Source organism: Pantanalinema sp., assembly GCA_036704125.1.
GTDB lineage: Bacteria > Cyanobacteriota > Sericytochromatia > S15B-MN24 > UBA4093 > JAGIBK01.
Genome location: DATNQI010000045.1, coordinates 19003 through 40689, shown reverse-complemented (window position 1 = coordinate 40689; position 21687 = coordinate 19003). Strand labels below are relative to the sequence as shown.

The window sequence follows — 21687 nt, the reverse complement described above, 5'->3', positions numbered from 1 at the left end:
CATCGCCGACGGCGGCATCCGCAACTCGGGCGACATCGTCAAGGCGCTGGTCGCCGGCGCCGACAGCGTCATGATAGGCAGCCTGTTCGCGGGCACCGACGAGGCCCCGGGCGAGGTCATCACCGAGAACGGCCAGAGCTACAAGATGTACCGCGGCATGGCCTCGGCGGGCGCCCAGGCCAAGGTCGGCAGCGATCGCACCCCCGAGGGCATCTCGACCCTGACCCCCTACAAGGGCTCGGTCGCGCCCCTGGTCCACGAGCTCGAGGGCGGCATCCGCTCGGGCCTCAGCTACTGCAACTCGCGCTCGCTGGAGGACCTGCACCAGCAGACTATCGAGCTGGTCAAGGTCACCCAGGCGAGCATGGCCGAGAGCCGGCCGCACGCGGCCAGCCGCAGCGGGCACATCCCGCACCAGAGCTCGATCTTCCTGTGACCCGTGCGAAGAGGGGGGCGTCGGCGACGCCCCCCTCCGGGTCACTGGATCTTGCGGATCCTGGGCCCCTGGGTTTCGGCCACGTAGAGCACCCGGCCCGTGGGGTCGATCGCGAGCCCAGCCGGCTGCGTGGCGGGAATCGCTATCAGCAGCTGTGCCGCGGTGGCCAGCCCGCCGTCTCCGCCCGCCCCGCCCCCGACGACGGTGGTGATCACCCCCAGGCGATCCACCATGCGAACCCGGCGGTTCCCACCATCCAGGATGTACACGTTGTCCGCGACGTCGATGGCCAGGCTCCGGGGGGCCCTCAGCTGGGCCTCGATCGCCGGCCCCCCATCCCCCGAGATGCCCATCGAACTGCCGGCGAAGGTCGAGATGACGCCGCTGCCGTCGACCTTCCGGATCCAGTGGTTGTTGGCATCCACGATGTAGAGATTGCCCGCCGAATCGAAGGCCACGTCCATCGGATTCCGCAACTGAGCGCTGGTGGCCTGGAAGCCGTCCCCCGTTCCCCCCGCGACGCCGGTGCCGGCGACGGTCGAGATGTTGCCTGAGGTGTCGACCTTCCGGATCCGGTGGTTGTTGGTGTCCGCGAAGTAGAGGTTGCCCGCCTTGTCGAAGGTGAGCCCTCGCGGATATGCGACCTGGGCATCGACGGCAGGGCCGCCGTCCCCGCCGTAGCCGAAGGTGCCGGTGCCCACGACGGTAGAGATGGTCCCGCTCGCGTCCACCTTCCGGATCCGGTGGTTGTTGGAGTCCGAGATGTAGAGGTTGCCCGCCGCGTCGAAGGCGAGGCTGGAGGCGCCCGAGAGCTGGGCCATGTTCGCCGGGCCGCCGTCACCCGCGTACCCCGCGACCCCCGTCCCGACGACCCGAGAGATGAGGCCCCCCGGCGTCACCTTCCGCACGCAGTAGTTGGAGAGCTCGGTGACGTACATGTTGCCCGCCGCGTCGAAGGCCACATCGCTGGGCCCGCCCATCTTCGCGCTGGTCGCCTGGTAGCCGTCCCCACCGTAGCTGTAGAGGCCATTCCCCGCGATGGTCGAGATCACCCCGCTCGCATCCACCTGGCGGAGTCGGTAGTTGCTGTAATCCGCGATGAAGAGCTTGCCGGTGGGATCCACCGAGACGGCGTTGGGGGAATTGAGCTTGGACTCGCTGGCCTGCGCCCCATCCCCCGAGAAACCGTACGCGCCTGTCCCCGCGACCGTGGAGATGGTGCCTCCCGGCGTCACCTTGCGGACGCAGTGGTTGCCATACTCGGCGATGTACAGGTTGCCCGCTGCGTCCATATTCAGGCCGTACGGAGTGTTGAGGGTCGCGCTGGTCGCGGCGCCTCCGTCTCCCGTGTAGCCGGTCGTACCGGTGCCCGCGTAGGCGGTCATCATGCCGCCGGCATCCACCTTCATGATCCGGTCGTAGCGGGCATCAGCGATGTAGAGGTTGCCCGCCGCGTCCACCTCCACCCCGCGGACGTTGTTGCCGAGGTAGCCATCGACGGCCGGGACCCCGTCGTTCGGGAAGCCGTAGGAATCGCCGTGCCCCGCGACGGTCGAGATGAGCCCGCCGGCATCGACCTTGCGAACGCAGTAGTTATAGGTGTCGGCGATGTACAGGTTTCCGGCGGCATCCACCGCAACGTCCGAGGGAGCATCTAGCTTGGCGGCGCTCGCGGCGTCCCCGTCGCCCGAGAACCCGCTGGTGCCGCAGCCCGCGACCGTGGTGATGATGCCCGCGGCATCCACCTTGCGGATGCGATGGTTCGACGTATCCGCGATGTAGAGGTTCCCCGCCGAGTCGAGCGCGAGGCCCCACGGATCGTTGAGCTGGGCGGCGGTCGCGAGGCCGCCGTCCCCGGAATAGCCGTAGACATTGGTCCCCGCCACGACCGAGAGCTGGTTGGTCGAGCTGAGCTTGAAGACGGCGTTCCCGCTACAGAAATAGGCGTTGCCCAGGGGATCGTGGACCATGCCCTTGACCGACTCGAGGCCCCACGCGGTCCCCTCGATGCCGGCGGGCGGAAGCTTGGCGCCGCCCGCGACGGTCTGGATGGTGGCATCGGCCGCGAGGCCGACGAACACCCGCAGGTTCGTCGCGCTCGTCCCCGTCTGACCCTCGACCGTCACCGAGAGGGCCCCCACCATTTCCGAGCCGGGGGCGCGCAGCGTCAGGCTCACGGGGCTCGCGGCGAGCACCTGGCACGCCTGCCCGGCCACCGACGCCGAGACGCTCGCGGCCACCGAACCGAAGCCCTTCCCCGTGACCGTGAAGGTCCCGCTCGGCTTCACCACGGGCGGGGTGAACCCCGTCACGCTCACCGGCACCACGAGCGGGCTCGCGGGCGCGGTCGAGGTGCCGGACACCGAGACGCCGAGGGGCCCGCTCACCGCCCCCGAGGGCACCGTCACCGTCAGCGTCGTGTCCGTCGCCGCCGTCACCGTCCCCATGGCGTTGCCCGCGAACCGCACGGCGTTGTTCGAGAGCACCGCCATGTCGAAGCCCGACCCCGTCAGGGTGATGCTCGAGCCGGGGGCCGCCGAGGCGGGCGCGAACGAATCGACGAGCACCGGCACCGTGAAGATCGGCCCCATGGTGATGATGTTCCCGACCTGGACGGTGGTCTCGCCGGACGAGGCGCCTTGCGGCACCCGCACCGACAGGGTGGTGCCCGTCGATTGGTCGGCGGCGGCGGGGGTGCCGTTGAAGCGCACCACGTTGTTCGAGGGCGTGATGCTGAACGACGTGCCCGTGAACGTGGCCGTGCTGCCCACGACGCCCGTGGTCGGGCTCACCCCCGTCACCTCGAGCAGCGGCGCATAGCGCTCGAGCGGCTTCCAGGTGCCGCTCGTGGTGTCCAGGCCAGTGAAGCGCACCGGGTCCTTCTCGTCCGCCAGCACCTGGCTCACGATGCCGACCAGGGCGTTGAAGTCGGCCGCCGAAAGGTTGGGCACCGGAGTGAAGCCGCTCTCCGAGAGCTTGCCGATCAGGTCGCCGATCTCGACATCGTCGTCGGTGCCGTTGCGAAGGGCGGCCCCCAGGGCGATCGCCGTGGTCGCGGGGCTCACGACGATCGGGGCGTTGGGCGCCGCGCTGGAGAGACTCACCCAGCCGCCGTTGGCGTACTTCACGACGGTTCGCACTCGCGCCATGGCAGAGCCCGGTTGATTGTTGTTGAGCCCCTTGCAGGCCTCCAGGTAGTAGGTGGCCGTGGCGTCGGCCCGGAACTCCTTGGGCATGGTGATGCGGAAGCGCCCCTGCTCATCGGTGAGGCCGGTCGAGATGGTCAGGCTGGTCGCCGTGTTGATGAGCGAGACGGTGGCGGCGACCGCCACGTCCTCGATCGTCGCCTGCGCTCGGCGCGCGGCGAACCAGACCCGCCCTTCCAGGACGGCGGGCGCCTCGTCGGGGGCCGCGACCCCGGCATGCCCCCCCACCGGCGAGGTGGACGCGAAGGGACCCGCAGCCGGAAGCCGGCAGCCCGCCACGAGCAGGCCCGACAGGAGCATCGCAATCAGTCGTCGCATGGGTCCATCCCCTTACTCGATCACGCGGAGGCTGTGATAGGTGTTGTCGCCGAGGTAGAGGCGAGTGCCCGCGCTGTTCACCGCCACGCCGCGCGGATAGCCGAGCTGAGCCCCCAGAGCGGCGGCGCCATCGCCCGCATACCCGCTGGCGCCTGTGCCCGCGACCGGGCTGATGATGCCCTCGGGCGTCACCTTCCGGATGCGGTAGTTGGTTGCGTCGGCAAAGTAGAGATTGCCGGCCGAGTCGAGGCACAGGGCCGTCGGCGAATAGATGCGCGCGCTGGTCGCGGGGCCCCCGTCCCCGGTGAAACCGTTGATGCCGGTGCCCGCGACGGTCGAGATGATGCCGCCGGGCGTCACCTTGCGGATCCGATGGTTGCCGTTGTCCGCGATGTAGAGGTTGCCCGCCGCGTCGAAGGCGAGGCCGTTCGGATTCCTGAGCTGGGCGTTGGCGGCTTGCCCCCCGTCCCCGCCGTAGGCGGCCGTGCCCGTGCCGACCACCGTCGAGATGACCCCGCCGGGCGTCACCCTGCGCACGACGTTGTAGGAGGAATCCGACAGGTAGAGGTTGCCGGCCGCGTCCAGGGCGAGGCCGTAGACGTTGCCGATCTTGGCGCTCGCCGCGGCAGCGCCGTCGCCCTCGTAGCCGCTGGTGCCGTCGCCGGCGATCGTCGAGATGGTGCCGTCGGGAGCCACCTTGCGCACCCGGTTGTTGTAGGTATCCGCGATGTAGAGGCTGCCGTCCGCCTCGACCGCCACGGCGTAAGGGGAATTGAGCTTGGCATCGACGGCGGGGCCCGAGTCCCCCGCGAAGCCCGAGGCCCCATTCCCCGCGACCGTCGTGATGATCCCGGCGGGATCGATCTTTCGAATGCGGTTGTTGTTGGTATCGGCCACATACAGGTTACCGGCCGCATCCAGCTTCAGGTCGGCGGGGGAATACAACTGGGCGTTGAGCGCAGGACCGCCGTCCCCCGAGCAGGTGCTGCTGCCGTTCCCGACCACCGTGGCGATGTTGCCGGAAAGATCGACCTTGCGGACGCGATAGTCCTGGGCGATGTAGAGGTTCCCGCTCACATCGAGCGCCACGCCCTTCGGGTACGGGATCCCCGCGTTCACGGCGGCCCCACCGTCCCCGGAGTAAACGTTGCCGCCGGTCCCCACGATCGTGGTGATCGTGCCGTCGGGCGTCACCTTGCGGATGCGGTGGTTGTCGGCATCGGCGATGTAGAGGTTGCCCCCGGCATCCACCGCGACGTCGCGCGGGTATCTCAAGTAGGCGCTGGTCGCGAGGCCGCCGTCTCCCCAGAAACCGGCGCCGCCAGCGCCAGCGACGGTCGAGATGACGCCCGCGGGCGTCACCCTCCGCACGACGTGGCGTGTGTAGTCGGCGAAGTACAGGTTCCCGGCGGCGTCGAAGGCCAGGCCGATAGGGTAGTCGATGTTGGCCTCGGTGGCGGCCCCTCCGTCCCCGGACCAGCCTTGCACCCCGGTGCCCACCACCGTCGAGACGATACCGCTGGCAGCCACCCGCCGGATACGGTAGTTGAAGACATCCGCGATGTACAGGTTGCCGGCGCCGTCGACCTCGATGCTGGGACAGTAATTGAACCGGGCGGTGAGCGCCGAGCCGCCGTCTCCCGAGTACCCGCTGGTGCCGGTGCCCGCGATGGTGGTGATGACGCCCGTGGCGTCCACCTTCCGGACCCGGTAGTTGTTCGCGTCGGCGATGTAGACGTTGCCTTCGCCGTCCACCGCGACGTCGTTGGGAGAGTTCAGCTTGGCGTTGAGCGCAGGCCCCCCGTCCCCCGAGAAGCCGCCGTCGTACTGGCCTGCCACCATCGAGAGCCGGTTCGCCGTGTCGACCTTGTAGACGGCGTTGCTCGCACAGAAGTAGTAGTTGCCGCTGCTGTCGAACGTCACTCCGCCGTTGGGGGACAGGCCCCAGTTGGTCGCGAGCGTCCCCGGGGGGGCGAGCCTCGAGCCCGCGAGCTTCGCGATGGTCGCGTCGGGCGAGAGGCCGACGAACACCCGCAGGTTCGTGGCGCTGGTCCCCGTCTGGCCCTCCACCGTCACCGAGAGGGCCCCCGTCATTTCCGAGCCCGGCGCCCGCAGGGTCAGGCTCGCGGGGCTCGCGGCGAGCACCTGGCACGCCTGAGCGGCCACCGACGCGGACACGCTCGCCACGCTCGAGCCGAAGCCCGTCCCCGTGACCGTGAAGGTCCCGCTCGGCCGGACCACGAAGGGGTTGAGCCCCGTCACGCTCACCGGCACCGTGAGGGGCGTGGCGATCGCGGTCTGGCTGCCCGAGACCGAAGCGCTCAGGGGCCCGCTGACCGCGCCCGAGGGCACCGTCAGCGTCAGCGTCGTCGCCGTGGCCGCCGTCACGGTCCCCATTGCCCCGCCCGCGAACCGCACCGCGTTCTTGGACAGATCCGCCAGGTCGAAGCCCGACCCGGTCAGGGTGATGCTCGCCCCTGGCGCCGCCGAGGCGGGCGCGAAGGAATCGACCACCACCTGCACCGTGAAGATCGGCCCCAGGGTGATGACCCCCCGGAGCTGGGCGGTGGTGGTGCCCGAGGTGCCCCCCGGCGGCACCCGGACCGTGAGGGTCGTCTCGGTGGACGCCTCCGGGACCGCGGGCACCCCGTTGAAGCGCACGATGTGGTCGCTGGCCGTTTTCGAGAAGCCGCGCCCGGTGATCGTCACGGTGCTGCCCACGACGCCCGAAGTCGGGCTGATGCTTTCGACCGCGAACTGGCTGGGTGCCACGTCGACCCGCTCGAAAACGCCCTCGATCGAGTCGTACCCGATGGTCTGGACCGGGTCGCGGTTCTCGATGAGGCCCTCCTGGACCATGGTGAAAAGGGCGGTGAAGTCCGCCCCCGAGAGGTTGGGGACCGGCGAGAAGACATTGCCCGAGAGCTTCCCGATGAGCGCGTCAAAGTCGACCGGGGTGGCCGTCCCCTTGCGCAGGGCCGCCCCCAGGGCGACGGCCGTACTGGCAGGTCCCACCACGACGTCGCCGTCGGCGGCGCCGTTGGTGAGGGTCAACCAGGCGCCGTTCACCAGCTTGGCGACGGTGCGCACCCGCGCGACGTCGTGACCCGGCTGGTTGCCATTCAGGCCCTTGTAGGCCTCGATGTAGTAGGTGGCGGTGTTGTCGAAGACGAAGCCGCGCGGCAGGGCGATCGAGAAGCGGCCCTGGGCGTCGGTCAGGCCCGTGGCGACGGTCGTGTTGGACCCCGTGTTGATCAGGGACACGGTCGCCCCGATGGCCACGTCGTCCATGGACGCCTGGGCGGCACGCCTGGCAAAGTAGGCCCGCCCCGACAGCGGGGGCGCCTCGCGGGCGACATCGCCGGTGGCAGCCGGCGCACCGGCCCCCGCGCCGAGCACGGGGGTGCCGCCGGGCAGACGGCAGGCGCTCAGCGAGAGCATCAGCAAGGCCACGACGAGCAGCCCCGGCACCAGGCGGCGCCACCGGTCCTGCCGGGCGATCGCACGACCGTTCTCAACCATTCGCCTCATGCGTGCTCCTCCGGCGCGTTCCTTGCCGCTGTGATGACGCGCCCGCTACCACGTGACTGGCCTCATCCGCGCCGGGCATCGTGCCGGCGCGACGCACAAACCGTCGCTCGTCGATTTTACAGCCCACCACTCGCAAAACATTCGCAGGCGCCGTCGGCATGACGGCGCCTGCGAATGTTCCGGTCGATGACGAGCCCGAAAGAGGGCTCGCTAATGGCTAAGCCTAGTTTGGATGCGATCAAGGCTCACGCGGATCGGCTCCCCTCAGTCGACGGTGATCGAGGTGGTGGCGCTGAGGTAGCCCGACCAGGCGTAGACCCAGGCGGTCCCAGGGGACGTGGCGGTGAACGTCCCGTCCTGGGAGAGGGTCCCGATGGTGCTTGCCGCCGAGCCCGGGAGATTGAGCTTGGCCGGGTCGATCAGGCTCCAGCGGGTCACGGTCGGGTTCAAGACGGCGACGCCCTCGGTGTCCTCGGCGCTCGGCACCCGGAAGGCGACGGGGGTGCCGATCGTGGTGCGGGGGGCCTGAGGGGTCACATCGAGGCGCGAGAGGACGCGGAAGGTCGGCCCCGCCGCCGAGGGCACCCCGTCGTCGAGGACCCGAACGGGGCCCGAGCGAGCGCCGTATGGCGCTGTCGCGCGCACCTGAGATCCCGTCAGGCTTCCGAAGGCCCGCGCGTCCCTGAGAAGCAGCTCGTATGAGCCGCTCGGGCTGAAGGCCCCCCCAAGGCTCACCACCACGCCGGGCCCGCCGTTGTCCGGGGTGACGCTCGTGACCTGGGGGGTGAAGGCCGCGACCAGATCGAGCACCACCGCGGTGCGCTGATTGGCCAGGAGGCTGACGTTCTCCACGCGCCGGCTCGCGATGGGGATATCGGTCGAGGCCTGCCCCGTGCGGAAGGCGTCCGCCTGGACAGTGAGCCCGCTCGCGGCGTCCAGCTGGATGCTCGCCTCGGCGACCATGAGGCTGTCGGTGGCCTCGGGCCGCGCGAGCGGCGCGAAGTAAAGCAGTTGATCGGCCTTCTTGACCTGGAGCCAGATGGTCTGGGTGCTCAGCGGGATCACCTGAGCCCGGCGCAGGGGCCAGCGGACCGCCACACTGAGGACGCCGGGGGCGCCAGTTGCCCCTTGCTGCAACTCGGGGGCCTGCGCCGAGGGCGGGGTGAGGGCCTGGCAACCGATGAGGAGGCCGCTGGCCGCGAGGAACGGGAGGAGTCGGTTCATGGTGATTGGCCCCTTACTGCACGATCACGTCGAGGCTGCTGGTCGTACGGACCTCGACGGCCACGTCTCGGAAGACGTTGGGGTCGTCGACGGCCTCGCAGCGAAGGTAGTGGATGCCGGCCGGAGTGGTGGGCTTGGTGGAGACCTTGCCGTCGCTGTAGGTCAGGTGCTCGCTGACGATCCAGCGGACGGGGGCCTGGAAGCCATCCGCCCGCTGGGCCACGCCGGACAAGGCCTGCTCGCTCGGGTAACCGAGGCCCTTGGCGGGATCCTGGGGAACGGGATACAGCAGGAGGTAGGTGGCTGAGACCTGGACCGACGCAATGGCCACCTTGGGCGGCGCCGTCGGCTTGGGGGTCGCGGGCGGGGTGGTTTGCTCGGGGGTCGGGGTGGGAGTGGGGACGGGCGTGGCGTCGTTCGAGCCGGTGGCGACGCCGCCGCCGATGTGCCCGTTGCTGGTGGTCGAGCCAGGGGCCGGGCTTCCGGGCGCAACCAGGCCGGTCCCCTCGAGGTCGTCGCCGCCCGGGCAGCCCCCGAGGAGCAACAGGGCGGACAGGAGCAGCGCGAGGCGGGGCGCGAGGGCAAGGCGGCTCACGATCGGCTGCGGGTGAGTGGAAGTGGGCATGAGAAGCGTCCTTTGCAGGGAGAGAGGCCCGCCAACGCACGGATGGTAAGTACACCACCCCCTAACGTAGACGCACCCACCCGCATTTCACTCGCAACAGGGATGCCTTCAAGCCTGGACGAGGCGATCGCGCAATTTCCGGGTCTCGTCGGTGGGGGCTGCGCCGAAGGCCTCGCTGAGCGCCCGGGCGCACTGCTCGTACTGCCGCCGCACCAGTTCGCGCTGGCCGAAACGGCCGTAGAGCGCCATGAGGCGGCGGTGGGCCTCCTCGCAGGTCGGGTCGAGCTGCAGGAGGCGCTCGGTGAAGGCCCGGCCCCGCTCGAGATGCTCGGCCGCAAGGTGATGGGCCGAGAGCAGATCGAGCATCTCGAGGGCGAGCGCCCGGTAGTGCTGCCGCTCGGCCTCGAACCACCCCAGGAGGACCGTCTCGCTCAGCAGATCGGCGCGGTAGAGCCGCATGGCAGCCTCGAACGAGGCGACGGCCGCATCGCGATCGCCCGCGTCCCAGGCGCGCTTGCCTTGCGCGTAGGCCCGCTCGAACTCGGCGACGTCCAGCCAGGCACCTTTCAGCGAGAGGCGGTACCAGCCATCCCTGAACGTCAGGTAGCGCGAGGGGTGCCGGTGCGCGAGCGAGGGCTCGAGGGCCTTGCGCAGGGCGCTCGAGAGGTCGTGCAGGTGGCGCTCGGGCTCGGCGCTGCTGGGATCGATGAGCAGCTCGCACAGCGCCTCGCGGCTGAGGCCCTCGGGGGCGAAGAGCAGCAAAGCGAGCAGGACCTTGGCCTTCTTGCGGGGCCAGTGGATGGGAGGAAGGTCGCCGACAAGGACCTCGAGGCTCCCGAAGCAGCGGATCCGAAGGGCCGGCGGCGGCAGGGGGGGCACGAGCAACCCGCCCGCCCCAAGATTGCGAACCAGGGCTTCATGGACGACGCTCGCCTCGTCCGGGAACAGCGACGCGATCTCGGCGACCAGGTCGTGGTGGCCGTGCGCCAGGAGCAGGCCCCACAGGGCCTCGCTGATCTCGGGCAGGGCGAGCGGCGCGTAGAGCACCCCCAGCTCACGCATGAGGGCGACGGCCGCGGCGAGCGCCTGGCCCGCCCTCTCCTTCTGACCGGTGCGCTCGAAGGCCAGCGCCAGCGGGAGGAGGACGTCGAGTTCGAGCAGGCGCGCCGGGCGCCCCGAAAGCTCGGCATGGGCCGCCTCGAGTTTCGCGAGGGCCTCGGCCTCCGATTTCGCCGTGAGCAGGGTCAGGCCCCACTGCGTGAGGAAGTACGCGCGATGGTAGGACCAGGGTCCTGCGCTCCGAGCGGTCTGGACGTGGAGGGCGAGCGCCGCGCGCGGCGCGCCGCGGCGGCGGTGGAGGATCGCCATTCGGCAGAGGATGCTGTCCAGGTCGAGGCGCTTGGCGCCGCCACCGGCGCTCAGGATGGCGAGGACCTCCCGGTACTTGGCCTCGGCCTGGTCGTGGTCGCCCAGCAAGACGAGGCAATCGCCCTCCTGCAGGAGAAGCTGCCACTGGGACCAGCTCCGATCCAGGAGAGCAGCCTCGGCCGCTTGCGCCTCGTAGAGGGCCTCGCCCTGGGCGCGATCGCCGAAGTGGAGAGCGAGCAGTGCCAGGTAAAGGATCGCGAGACGGTGGATGGCGGGCCGGGACCGACAGGCCTCGCCGAGGGCGAGGGCATGCCTGAAGTGCAGGGTCGCCTGAGCGAGCTCGCCCCGGTTCAGCTCGATGATCCCCAGGTTGATGGCCGCGCATTGCTGGGTGGCGGCGACCGAGAACTGGCCGAAGTGGGGGAGGTCCAGGACCTCCAGGTAGTGGCGGCTTGCCGCCTCCTCGTCGCCCTGGACGTAGCGGTGAGAGCCCAGCAGGTTGAGGTACTCGACCCGGTGCCGGACCTCACCCTTCGGCACGAGCGGCCCAGCCGTCGCTTGCAGGGCCTCGAAGTCCTCGAGGTCGTCCCGGTCGAAGGCGAGGCGCATGAGCTGATTCAGCGCCTCCAGCAGCCCGAGGCGATCGCCGGAGCGCTCGAAGCGGTCGGCGGCGGCTCGGTAGCGCGCTCGGGCTTCGGCGGAATAGCCCTTGGCCTCCAGCAGGATCCCGTCGACGAGGATCAAGCGAGGGTCGTGGGCCCGTCGCGAGTCGAACCGCTCCAGCAGGCGCGAGAGCTGGTCGAGCCGGCCCGAGAGCCGCAGCTCGGGGGCGTGCGCGAAGAGTGCGGCGACGGCGGCCTCCTCGTCGCCCGCCTCGCTCAGCAGGACGACGGCCTGCCCGGGGTCCCTAGAGGCGAGCCAGCGTGAGGCGCGCTGCGCCTGCTCGGCCTTCTCGCTCGGCGGCAGGGTCTGGTGCCACTCGGCGCGCAGGAGCTGCCGGGCCAACGGGTGCCAGGTGAGAGGCTCCCCCGCGACCAGCCCCCAGCGGCGAAGGGCCTCGATGCCCTCAGGGGGCTTGCCCAGCACGGGGAGGGCCTCGGCGGTCGGGCTCGCGAGCAGCGAGAGCCCGAGGGCAACCTCGCGCAGGTCGGCCGGGAGCGGGCCGAGCAGCTCCTCGCGGACCAGCCCCTTGAGCGTGTGTTCATTACAGGGCAAGTCGCCGCTCATGGCCAGAGCCCCGACACCCAGGGGCCACCCCGCCAGATCCTTCGCCTGGGCGAGGGCTGCGGGCTTGGCCGCAAGCCAGGTTCGGACCTCGTCCTCGGACAGGCGCAGGGCCTCGACGTCCAGATAGGCGGCCGTGCCTTGGAGGATTTGGCGGGCGAGCCGGACGGGGAGACACCGCCGGCTGGTCACGACGGTGCGAATGGGAAGGCGAACCCGTGCGAACCACGCCTGCATGAAGCGGACGAAGGCCGGGGCGAAAAGCCCTTCCTCGGCCCGATCGAAAACGACGGTAACCCCATTCGGAAATCGCTCTCGCAGCCGGTCGCTCAAGAGCCGGGCGAGGACCTCGGGGGCAGCCGCCACGCCCGGCGCGAGCGTCCGGTTCAGGCGCGCCAGCGCGCCCGGTCCCGCATCGAGCCAGTGCTGCGGCAGACCGAGGGCATCGGCGATGAGGCGCGCCGCGCACGTCTTTCCCCATCCCGGGCCCGCCAGCAGGATCCAGGTGCAAATGCCCGTCGCATGGGCCCTGGCGGCGATGCACGGTCGGGGCAAGAGCGACGGCATGTGTTCCGGGGGCGAGGCGTCCGGCGTCAACGAGCGCTCCTTCAAGAAGAAGGGGACCGGGGACCAGGACGAGGCACCGATGGCGCCCGTCCCAACCCGTCGATCATAATAGCATTCGATTAGATTATCGATCGACCGCCCCCGCCCGGTCCGGCGCGCCTAGAAGACGGCCGCGGCCAGCTCGCCGAGCTTCTCGGCCGAGGTCTTCTCCACGTCCCGGTGGAGGCTGTTGCCGTGGGCGTCCATGGTGACGATCGCCTTGAAGCCGTCCACGTCCAGGTGCCACATGGCCTCGGGGATGCCGAACTCGAGCAGGTCGACCCCCGTGACCTTGTTGACGCAGGCCGCGTAGTACTGGGCAGCACCCCCGATGGCGTTGAGGTAGACCGCGCCGTGCTCCGCGCATGCCGCGAGGGTCTTGGGGCCCATGCCGCCCTTGCCGATGATCGCGCGCACGCCGTAGCGCTTGATGACCTCGTGCTGGTACGGCTCCTCGCGGATCGAGGTGGTGGGACCGGCCGCCAGGATGTCGTAGCTCTGGTCCGGGTTCTTGCGCACCACCGGCCCGCAGTGGTACAGGACGCCGCCCTCGAGCGAGACGGGGGGCTCGTGATCCATCAGGTGCTTGTGGATCGCGTCGCGGCCCGTGTGCATGGCCCCCTTGATGACGACCACGTCACCCACGTGCAAGGAGCGGATCTGCTCCTCGGTGATGGGCGCCTGCAAGACGACCTCGCGGCCGGTGGCGAAGCCCGCCTCGGCCGCCTCGGGGGCCATGGGGGCGGCCTGGTCGGCGGCGATGCGGTACTGCCAGTCGCAAATGGCGCCGCTTTGGGCGTCGAGGACGACCCCCAGGCGGCGGAAGGCCCAGCAGTTGTAGGCGACCGAGACGAAGAAGCTCGCGGGCAGGCGGTTGAGGACGCCCACCTTGCAGCCCAGGAGCGTCACGCTGCCGCCGAAGCCCATGGTCCCGACGCCCAGGCCGTTGGCCTTGTCCATGACGTAGCTTTCGAGCTCGGCCAGGCGCGCATCGGGGTTGACGTCGTGGGTCTCGCGCAGCAGCTGGTGCTTGGCCTCCTCGTAGCCCGAGGTGCGATCGCCCCCGATGGCCACGCCGATGAAGCCGGCCGAGCAACCCTGGCCCTGGGCCTGGTGCACCGCGTGCATGATGCACTTGCGCACGCCGTCCAGGTCGCGGTTCGCCTTGCCCAGCTCGGGCAGCTCGCAGGGCAGCGAGTACTGGATGTTCTTGTTCTCGCAGCCGCCGCCCTTGAGGATCAGCTTGACCTCGATGACGTCCTTCTCCCACTGCTCGAAGTGGATGACCGGGGTGCCGGGGCCGAGGTTGTCGCCGGTGTTGGCGCCGGTCAGGCTGTCGACCGAGTTGGTGCGCAGCTTGCCGTCGTGGGTGGCGCGGGCCACGGCCTTGCGGATGGCCGCCTTGATCGCGAGCTGGTCGGTGCCGACCGGGGTGTGGACGAAGAAGGTGGGCATGCCGGTGTCCTGGCAGATGGGCAGGACGCTGTCGGCCGCCATGTCGACGTTCTTGGCGATGGTCGCAAGAGCGATCCCCGCGCGGGTGCCTGCGTCCTCGCGGGCCCTGGCGGCGGCGAGGGTCGCGCGCACGTCGGCGGGCAGGTTGGTCGCCGTCTCGACGACCAGGGCGTAGAGGCTCTCCTCGAGCTGCGGAAGTGTCATGGGTGCTGAATCCTCCTTGTTGGCTTCAATGCTACGCCCATCTCCTCGGGACTTCAAGAACGGCCACGCCGGCCGCCCTGCATTGGGCGGCCGGCGTGGCGAAGCGGGGAAAAGGAAGCTAGCGGGCGCCGACGACGCTGGGGTAGCCCGCCTCGGTCCAGGCCAGCATGCCGCCGGTCATGCTGGTGACGTGCTCGAAGCCCGAGCTCACCAGGCGCGCGGCGGCCAGGCCGCTGCGGTGGCCGCTGCGGCAGACCAGGAGGTACTCGGCGCCCTTGTCGAGGCCCTTGCTCCAGTTGGAGACCTGAGGCAGCGGGCGCAGCAGTGCCCCCTGGATGTGGCCGGCCCCGAACTCGGAGGCCTCGCGCACATCGATGAGCACCAGCTTGGGATTGGCGGCGATCATGGCCTTGGCCTCGGCGACCGAGACGTTGCCCACCTCGGCCTTGGCCTCCACCCGGGCGTCGACGCCCTGCTGGGCGCTGACCGGGCGGACCCCGCAGCCGGAAAGCAGCATGACGCCGAGGGCACAACCCACAAGGATCCGGTTCATCGTCGCGGCACTCCTTCTTCTCTCAAAATTAAGCCTTGGTTAAGAGATTAACACAAGCGGCGAGACCCGGCAAGGTGTCGGCGATTCCCCTGTCTGACTGCCTCTGAGGGCCGGGAGCCGGCGATCCCGTAGACCTCATGGTTATGAGGATGTTACAATCCAGGGATCACCTCCCCACCCGTGCCCGTAAGCGGGCCATCCCGTCTGAAAAAGGAAGCGACTGCATGTCCACGACCCTCGGCAACGAAGAGGCTCCGGCCGCTTCGACGGAGCTGACGCCGCGCGAGCGCGAGCTCGACTGGTACAAGAACGTCTACCAGGGCGACAGCATGCCCCAGCTCACGGTCCGCTCCGTCCTCATGGGCAGCGTGCTGGGCGCCGTCATGTCCCTCTCGAACCTCTACGTCGGCCTCAAGACCGGCTGGGGCCTGGGCGTGGCCATCACGGCGTGCATCCTGTCGTATGCGATCTGGACGACCCTTCGCAAGATCGGGCTGGCCAAGACGGACATGTCCCTGCTCGAGAACAACGCCATGCAGTCGACGGCCTCGGCCGCTGGCTACTCGACCGGCGGCACCATGGTCTCGGCGATCGCGGCCTACCTGATCGTCACCAAGACGAACATGGAGTTCTGGACCCTCATGGGCTGGACCTTCTTCCTGGCCATGCTGGGCGTCATGCTGGCCATCCCCATGAAGCGCCAGATGATCAACGTCGAGCAGCTGCGCTTCCCCTCGGGCGTGGCCGCGGCCACCACCCTCAAGAGCCTCCACGCCAAGGGCGGCGACGCCGTCAAGCAGGCGAGCGTCCTCTTCAAGATGATGGGGCTCGGCGCCATCGTCGCATGGGCCCGCGACGGCATGCCCTGGCTCGCTGGCAAGCTCAAGATGGGCCTGCCCGCGCTGCCCGCCGACTTCCACATCCCGTTCCTCAAGATCGCGGGCCAGCCCATCGCAAAGTGGACCTTCACCCTCGAGGCCTCGACCATCATGGTCGCCGCCGGCGCCCTGATGGGCTGGAAAACCGGCTGGACCATGCTGCTGGGGGCCATCGCCACCTACGGCATCACCCTGCCCGAGGTCCTCAAGCACTTCCCCACCGCCTTCCTCGCCCACGGCGTGGACCCCAAGACGGCCCTCGAGCCCGGCTTCTTCCCCTCGCCCAAGGCGCTGCGCAACTGGAGCCTCTGGATGGGCTCGTCCATGATGGTGAGTTCGGGCCTGCTGGGCTTCGCCATGCAGTGGAAGACCATCGTGAGCGCCCTGACCCCCAAGAAGGCCGCGGCCGCGAGCGGTGAGGACGATCCCTTGGCCGCCATCGAGGTCCCCAACTCCTGGTTCTGGGTGGGCACGACCATCGCGGCCCTCGGCGTCATGGCCATCATGCACTTCGCGTTCCACGTGCGGCCCTGGATGAGCCTCATCGCCATCGTCATGACCTTCTTCCTCAGCCTGGTCGCCTGCCGCGTCACGGGCGAGACCGACACGACCCCCATCGGCGCCATGGGCAAGATCACCCAGCTCACCTACGGCATCCTGGCCCCGGCCAACATCGTCACCAACCTCATGACCGCCACGGTCACCGCCGGGGCCGCGGGCTCGGCCGCCGACCTGCTGACCGACCTCAAGAGCGGCTACCTGCTCGGCGCCAACCCCCGCAAGCAGTTCCTCGCCCAGTTCGCGGGCATCTTCGTCGGCACCGCCGTGGTCGTCCCCGTCTGGTACGTCCTGGTCCCCAATGCCGACGTCCTCGGCTCCGAGAAGTTCCCGGCCCCGGCCGCCCAGGTCTGGGCGAGCGTGGCCCAGCTCCTGAGCAACGGCATCGCGAGCCTGCACCCGACCATCCAGGTGAGCATGCTGGTGGGCGCTCTCATCGGCATCGCCCTGCCCCTCATCGAGATGGCCCTCCCCAAGAAGGCCAAGGCCTTCGTGCCCTCGGCCAGCGCCCTGGGCCTCTCGATGGTCATCCCGGCGACCAACGCCATCTCCATGTTCCTCGGCGCGCTCTTGGCGCTCATCTGGGAGAAGTGGAACGCCAAGCAGTCGGAAGCCTACCTGATCCCCATCGCCTCGGGCCTCATCGCCGGTGAGAGCCTGCTGGGCGTCGCGATCGTCCTGTTGGGCGTGCTGCTGCCGTGATCTTCACCGATCGCGTCCGGGACCCCATCCACGGCCTGATCCCGCTCACCGCGTGCGAGCGGGACCTGCTCCGCACCAGGCCCTTCAGCAGGCTGAGGGGGGTGCGGCAGATGGGGATGGCCTACGTGGTCTACCCGGGCGCGCATCACACCCGCTACGAGCACGTGATCGGAGCCATGCACACCGCATGGCTCCTTTCCGAGCACCTCGGCTCGGTCTTCAGCGAGCAGGACCTGCGCCTGATCCGGCTGGGGGCGCTGTGCCACGACCTGGGCCACCGCCCGTTCTCGCACTCGCTCGAGGACGCCGCCCGGCGCTACGCCGCCGAGCCCGAGTACGCCTTTCTGGCCAACTACCTGGACCACGAGGAGCACACGCGCCTGTTGGTCGAGACCGACCCCGAGATCGGCGAGGTCCTCGAGCGCCACCCGGGGTACCGCGACCTGGACCGGCGCGACATCGCCCTGGTGGCCATCGGCGAGCACCCGCGCGCCGAGCTCAACTTCTTCACCCACTCCGAGATCGACGCCGACCGCATCGACTACGTCCTGAGGGACAACTACTACTGCGGCTTCACCCACGGCATCGACACCCAGTCGCTCTTGGACCTCTACGTGCCGGACCCGGAGCAGGGCCTGGTGCTGAGCGCCCAGCACACCTACGTCGCCTCGCAGCTGCTCTCGGCGCGCTTCAACCTCATCTCGAACATCCAGAACAACCCCAGAAGCCGCCTGGGCGACCTCCTGCTCGCGCGCTGCATCCGGCAGGCCCTGCACGGCGCCGACGCCGAGCGCCGAGAGGTCTTCGACCGGGTGGTCAACGTCGGCCAGGACTCGGATCTCGAGCAGTTCCTGCGCCAGCACGCCCCCTTCGAGTGGGGCCAGATGGCGGCCATGGTGGGCGGCCGCGAGCCCTTCCGCGAGCTGACCACCTACGACTTCTCGGTGCTCTCGCCCCTGGCGCGCTTCGCGCTGCGCTCGCTCCAGGTGCCCGGCCGCAGCGTCGCCCAGCAGCTCGAGGCTCGGCTCAACGCCCAGACCCGGGGCAGCTACCTGGTCGATCGCCTCTCGATCAGCCCGCCCACCGACCCCTTGCCCGTCTCGCGCTCGGGCCACGCCCCCTGGCACGGCCGCCTGACCGAGCTGCCCACGGTTCAGGGCATCGTGGACGCCTCGCTCGAGGGCATCGGCCTGCGGGTGTACGTCCCTTCCGACGCCGAGATCGAGCCGGACGCGGCGCACTTCGCCGAGTGGGTGAAGGCCTACCGCCGCCTCGACGCGAGCATGGACGAGACCAAGGCCGAGGGCATCCTCGCCGAGCTGTGGGGGGGCGATCGCGTCCAGTTCGGCCTCCTCTTGGCCCTCGAGGAGGTGGCCCTCGACCTGTTGACCGAGCAGGTGGGCCACGGCCCTTCGCGCCTGGCGCTGCTCTTCCTCACCTGCTATGCGGCGCTCGAGAGCATCGCGCGCGCCGTCGGCGACCCGCGCATCTACCTGGACGGCCGCGAGGCGGTGCTGACGCTGTTGCGTCACCCGGCCCTGCGCGCGATCCTGGCCCCGCGCTTCTCCGAGAGCTATGCCGGGACGCGAGCGTCGGGGGCGCTGCTCAACGACCTGCGCTACCTGGAGCGCTGCGGCCTGGTCTACGCGCCGGCGCGCGTCGAGCGGGTGCGCAACGTCTTCGTGCGTCGGCCCAAGTACGGCAGCACCGGCTGGGGCAAGCGCCTCTTCAGGACCCTCGCCGAGCCGGCCGAGAGCCGCGCGTACGTCGACTCGCTCGAGGCGGCCATGAAGGACCTCTTCGAACCGTACCTGGACGCCTACCGCGAGTACTTCGGCATGCTCGACGAGGAGGGCGTGGGCAACGCCAGCCGCCGCCGCGAGCTTCGGCGCCAGATGCCGGTGCCCTTCACGCGCTGAGCCGCGCTTTGGGCTAGAATAACGGCATGATTGACGCCCTGCTCCTGCATGAACTCTTGCTTGCCGTCATCATCGGCGGCCTCACGGGCCGGCTGGTGGACTTCGGCGCGGTCCAGCTCCTTTTTCGGCCCTACACCGCCAGGCGCTTCGCCGGCCTGAAGCTGCACGGCGTCCTGCCCGCGCGCCAGGACGCCCTCGCCCGGCAGGTCGCCAACTCCATCGCCGACCGGCTGCTCTCCGAAGAGACGCTCGCCACGTTCATCACCAGCCCGGAGATGGCCGCCAAGATCCGCGAGAACGTCGCAAGCGAGGTGGATCGCTTCGTCGACCGCGACCTGCCCTCGGTCCGAGCGCTCCTCGGCGAGCTCTTGAGCGACACCGGCGCCCTGGACGAGGAGATCCGCGTGCTCAGCTCGTGGTGCGGCGAGTACCTGGCCTCGCTCGCCAACAGCCCCGAGGTCCGCGAGCGCTGCGCCCTGGTCCTCACCCGGCTGATGGTCGAGCGCAAGGCCATGCGCATGGACGAGCTGCTCGCCCCGGGGGTGTGGGAGGCCATCGGCCGGATGGTCGAGACCCGCCTCGGCGGCCTCGCCGAGGCGCCCGAGCTGAACGCCGAGCGCATCGACGCCTGGCTCTCGGGCCTCGGCGCGCCGGGGAAACTCCTGTCCGACGAGGCGCTCGCCGGGCTGCGCTCGGAGGCCCGCCACCGCATCCCCGACTGGCTCAAGGCGCTCGAGGAGACCCTCAAGCGCCCCGGCACCCAGGCCTGGCTCGATCGCTACGTCCTCGACAGCGTCGAGGGCTTCGTCGAGGACCTGCCGCGCCAGGGCCTGCTCAACGAGCTGGTGGGCTGGTTCATCCGCACCACCTACCGGGAGAACAAGGCCCACTACCGCCGCAAGGTGCTCGAGATCCTCCCCGGCCAGGTGGCGCGCTTCCGCGAGAGCCTGAACGATCCGGCCAACCGCGATCGCCTGTACCAGAAGCTGGACCAGGCCATCACCGAGATCGCGAGCACCCCGCTCGGCGCGCGCTACGCCACCGTCCCCGACGACCTGCGCCGGGACCTCAAGGGCCTCGTCGCCCGGGTGCTCTCGAGCGACGCGACCCGCACCACCCTCCAGCAGTGGGTGGACCACCTCCTCACGCGCTTCCGGCAGGCCCCGCTCGAGGAGTTCCTGCCCGCGGGGCTGCGCGCCCTCGCCGAGGGCGACCTCGAGGCCGCGAGCAAGGAAGGGCCCATCCGCGAGGCGGTGGACTTCGGCTTCGACCTCTTGCGCGAGGCGGGCCTGCAGCGGCAGCTCCAGGGCCTGATCGGCCAGGGAGCCTCCTTCGTGCTGGCCCTGCCCATCGGGCGCCTGCGCGACCGGCTCGGCCAAGAAAGGCTTGCGCGTATCCACGGGACCATCGAGCGGCAGCTCCTCGCCCTGGCCCAGCGCGAGGCGCCTCGGCTCTCGCGGCTCATCGACGTGCGAGGCCTGGTCGAGAGCAAGATCCGGGGCGCCGACGCCCAGGCCATCGAGCACATGGTCAAGAACCTCGCGCGCAAGGAGCTCAACTCCATCTTCACCAAGGGGCTCTACGGCGGGATCGTGGTCAGCCTCGTCATGACGGGCTTCCTGCTCGGGCTCGAGGCCCTGGTGGAGCACGTCCGGCCCGGGACGGGCTGGATCGCGATCGCCGGGGTGGGGGCCGCCCTCCTGGTCGCGGCGGCACGTTATCTGCGCATCCCGGCGCCGCACGACTCTTGAGGGGGACGCGCTCGCGCTTTCTGTTGTGTGGCGTCCGTTACGGCGCGAGGCCCGCGCGCTAGGCTAGGATGGAAGCGGAATCTCCATCGTCACTTCACCCGGAGGCGATCTCTCAGATGAGCGAACAAGTCCGACTCGCGACCCGCGAACTTCGCTGGGAGCAGATCCAGGCGGCCCTGACCGACCTGCTGCAGGAAGGCGCCACCGCCATCACCCTGACCGAAATCGCGCGGCGCTGCGACATCCCCCGCGCGGCCCTCAGCAAGGAGGCCGCGTGGAAGACGGCCATCGCCTCGGCCGAGGCCGAGCGGGTCCGCCGACGCGCCGAGCAGCTCCAGCAGCTGCGCGTCGGCTTCATCACGCCCGCTGTCCCGGCCCCCGAGGCGCTCGACGACCAGGCCCACCCCGTCTCGCTGGACACGGTCATGCACGACATCCAGCGCCTCTTGAGCCAGGCGAGCAACAGCTCCGACGAGGCCTACCGGCGCGGCCGCCAGGAGGCCCTCGCCGAGCTGCCCACCCAGGAGACCGTCGAGAGCGGCCTGCGCGAGGCCTACGAGCGCGGCCGCGAAGCCGGCCGCAACGAGCTCAGCGAGGACCTCAACCAGGCCTACGAGCGCGGACTGCGCGACGGCCGCGAGACCTCCAACGAGCTGGCCGAGGCCTACGAGCGCGGCCGCCAGGACGGCTTCAAGGCCGGCGGCGAGGAGGCGCGCAACGCCTACGACCGCGGCCGCCAGATGGGCCGCGCCGAGCTGCAGGTGGAGGTCAACCAGGCCCACGAGCGAGGCGTCAAGGAAGGCAAGGCCGAGGCGGCCGCCGACGTCATGAACGCCTACGACCGGGGCCGCCGCGACGGCTGGGAAGAGGGCCGGCGCGAGGGCACGAACGTGGGGCGCTCCAGGTTCGGCTTCACGGTCAGCAAGGCCAACCCGGACCGCGAGTGGGCCCTGGCCATCCTGCACGCCACCGCCACCGCGACCCCCGACCAGCTGCGCGGCACCTACCGGATGCTGACCAAGGCCTTCCACCCGGATCGCAACCCCGACGCCTCGCCCGAGTTCATCCGCAACCTCAACCGCGCCAAGGAGATTCTCGGGTTCTAAGCACGTATTGCCTGAATCAAACG

Annotated in this window: 12 protein-coding genes; 5 read left to right on the top strand and 7 right to left on the bottom strand. The window is 70.0% G+C overall.

Translation table 11 applies throughout. From position 1 onward, the window contains the following. A partial coding sequence (locus tag V6D00_07165) for an IMP dehydrogenase (protein ID HEY9898946.1) occupies nt 1-436 on the top strand: 436 nt, incomplete at its 5' end. A gap of 41 nt (nt 437-477) precedes the next feature. On the opposite strand, the gene V6D00_07160 is transcribed toward V6D00_07165, so the two are convergent. The 7 genes from V6D00_07160 to V6D00_07130 all read right to left on the bottom strand — a co-directional run bounded on the left by V6D00_07160 (nt 478) and on the right by V6D00_07130 (nt 14750). Beyond that, nucleotides 478-3960, bottom strand: coding sequence for an IPT/TIG domain-containing protein (locus V6D00_07160; GenBank protein ID HEY9898945.1), 3483 nt, complete (start codon nt 3958-3960; stop codon nt 478-480). Between the two features lie 12 nt (nt 3961-3972). Continuing rightward, nucleotides 3973-7491 carry an IPT/TIG domain-containing protein gene (locus V6D00_07155; GenBank protein ID HEY9898944.1) on the bottom strand — a complete coding sequence of 1173 codons (3519 nt, stop codon included), beginning with the start codon at nt 7489-7491 and terminating at the stop codon, nt 3973-3975. 264 nt (nt 7492-7755) lie between these two features. Continuing rightward, nucleotides 7756-8715, bottom strand: a complete 960-nt coding sequence (locus V6D00_07150) for a hypothetical protein (GenBank protein HEY9898943.1) — start codon at nt 8713-8715, stop codon at nt 7756-7758. Nucleotides 8716-8728: 13 nt separating this feature from the next. After that, nucleotides 8729-9340 carry a hypothetical protein gene (locus tag V6D00_07145; GenBank protein ID HEY9898942.1) on the bottom strand — a complete coding sequence of 204 codons (612 nt, stop codon included), beginning with the start codon at nt 9338-9340 and terminating at the stop codon, nt 8729-8731. 108 nt (nt 9341-9448) lie between these two features. Then, on the bottom strand, nt 9449-12529 hold the full coding sequence (locus tag V6D00_07140) for a BTAD domain-containing putative transcriptional regulator (protein ID HEY9898941.1): 3081 nt from the start codon (nt 12527-12529) through the stop codon (nt 9449-9451). A gap of 129 nt (nt 12530-12658) precedes the next feature. Next, nucleotides 12659-14197 carry a FumA C-terminus/TtdB family hydratase beta subunit gene (locus tag V6D00_07135; protein ID HEY9898940.1) on the bottom strand — a complete coding sequence of 513 codons (1539 nt, stop codon included), beginning with the start codon at nt 14195-14197 and terminating at the stop codon, nt 12659-12661. Between the two features lie 118 nt (nt 14198-14315). Further along, on the bottom strand, nt 14316-14750 hold the full coding sequence (locus tag V6D00_07130) for a rhodanese-like domain-containing protein (protein ID HEY9898939.1): 435 nt from the start codon (nt 14748-14750) through the stop codon (nt 14316-14318). A 224-nt stretch (nt 14751-14974) separates the two neighbouring features. Between V6D00_07130 and V6D00_07125 the strand changes: the two genes are divergently transcribed. The 4 genes from V6D00_07125 (at nt 14975) to V6D00_07110 (ending at nt 21664) form a co-directional block, all read left to right on the top strand. After that, complete coding sequence (locus V6D00_07125) at nt 14975-16888, top strand: OPT family oligopeptide transporter (GenBank protein ID HEY9898938.1); 1914 nt, start codon at nt 14975-14977, stop codon at nt 16886-16888. Beyond that, entirely contained in the window at nt 16885-18807 is a 1923-nt protein-coding gene (locus V6D00_07120) for an HD domain-containing protein (protein ID HEY9898937.1), read from the top strand. Before V6D00_07125 ends, V6D00_07120 begins: the two co-directional genes overlap by 4 nt. Before the next feature lie 26 nt (nt 18808-18833). Beyond that, nucleotides 18834-20558 carry a DUF445 family protein gene (locus V6D00_07115; protein ID HEY9898936.1) on the top strand — a complete coding sequence of 575 codons (1725 nt, stop codon included), beginning with the start codon at nt 18834-18836 and terminating at the stop codon, nt 20556-20558. A 116-nt stretch (nt 20559-20674) separates the two neighbouring features. Next, entirely contained in the window at nt 20675-21664 is a 990-nt protein-coding gene (locus tag V6D00_07110) for a hypothetical protein (GenBank protein HEY9898935.1), read from the top strand. Nucleotides 21665-21687 lie beyond the last annotated feature (23 nt).

Coding starts and splice junctions, on each gene's coding strand:
- V6D00_07160 (HEY9898945.1), bottom strand. CDS start 3,960: ATGCGACGACTGATTGCGATGCTCCTGTCGGGCCTGCTCGTGGCGGGC.
- V6D00_07155 (HEY9898944.1), bottom strand. CDS start 7,491: ATGAGGCGAATGGTTGAGAACGGTCGTGCGATCGCCCGGCAGGACCGG.
- V6D00_07150 (HEY9898943.1), bottom strand. CDS start 8,715: ATGAACCGACTCCTCCCGTTCCTCGCGGCCAGCGGCCTCCTCATCGGT.
- V6D00_07145 (HEY9898942.1), bottom strand. CDS start 9,340: ATGCCCACTTCCACTCACCCGCAGCCGATCGTGAGCCGCCTTGCCCTC.
- V6D00_07135 (HEY9898940.1), bottom strand. CDS start 14,197: ATGACACTTCCGCAGCTCGAGGAGAGCCTCTACGCCCTGGTCGTCGAG.
- V6D00_07130 (HEY9898939.1), bottom strand. CDS start 14,750: ATGAACCGGATCCTTGTGGGTTGTGCCCTCGGCGTCATGCTGCTTTCC.
- V6D00_07125 (HEY9898938.1), top strand. CDS start 14,975: ATGTCCACGACCCTCGGCAACGAAGAGGCTCCGGCCGCTTCGACGGAG.
- V6D00_07115 (HEY9898936.1), top strand. CDS start 18,834: ATGATTGACGCCCTGCTCCTGCATGAACTCTTGCTTGCCGTCATCATC.
- V6D00_07110 (HEY9898935.1), top strand. CDS start 20,675: ATGAGCGAACAAGTCCGACTCGCGACCCGCGAACTTCGCTGGGAGCAG.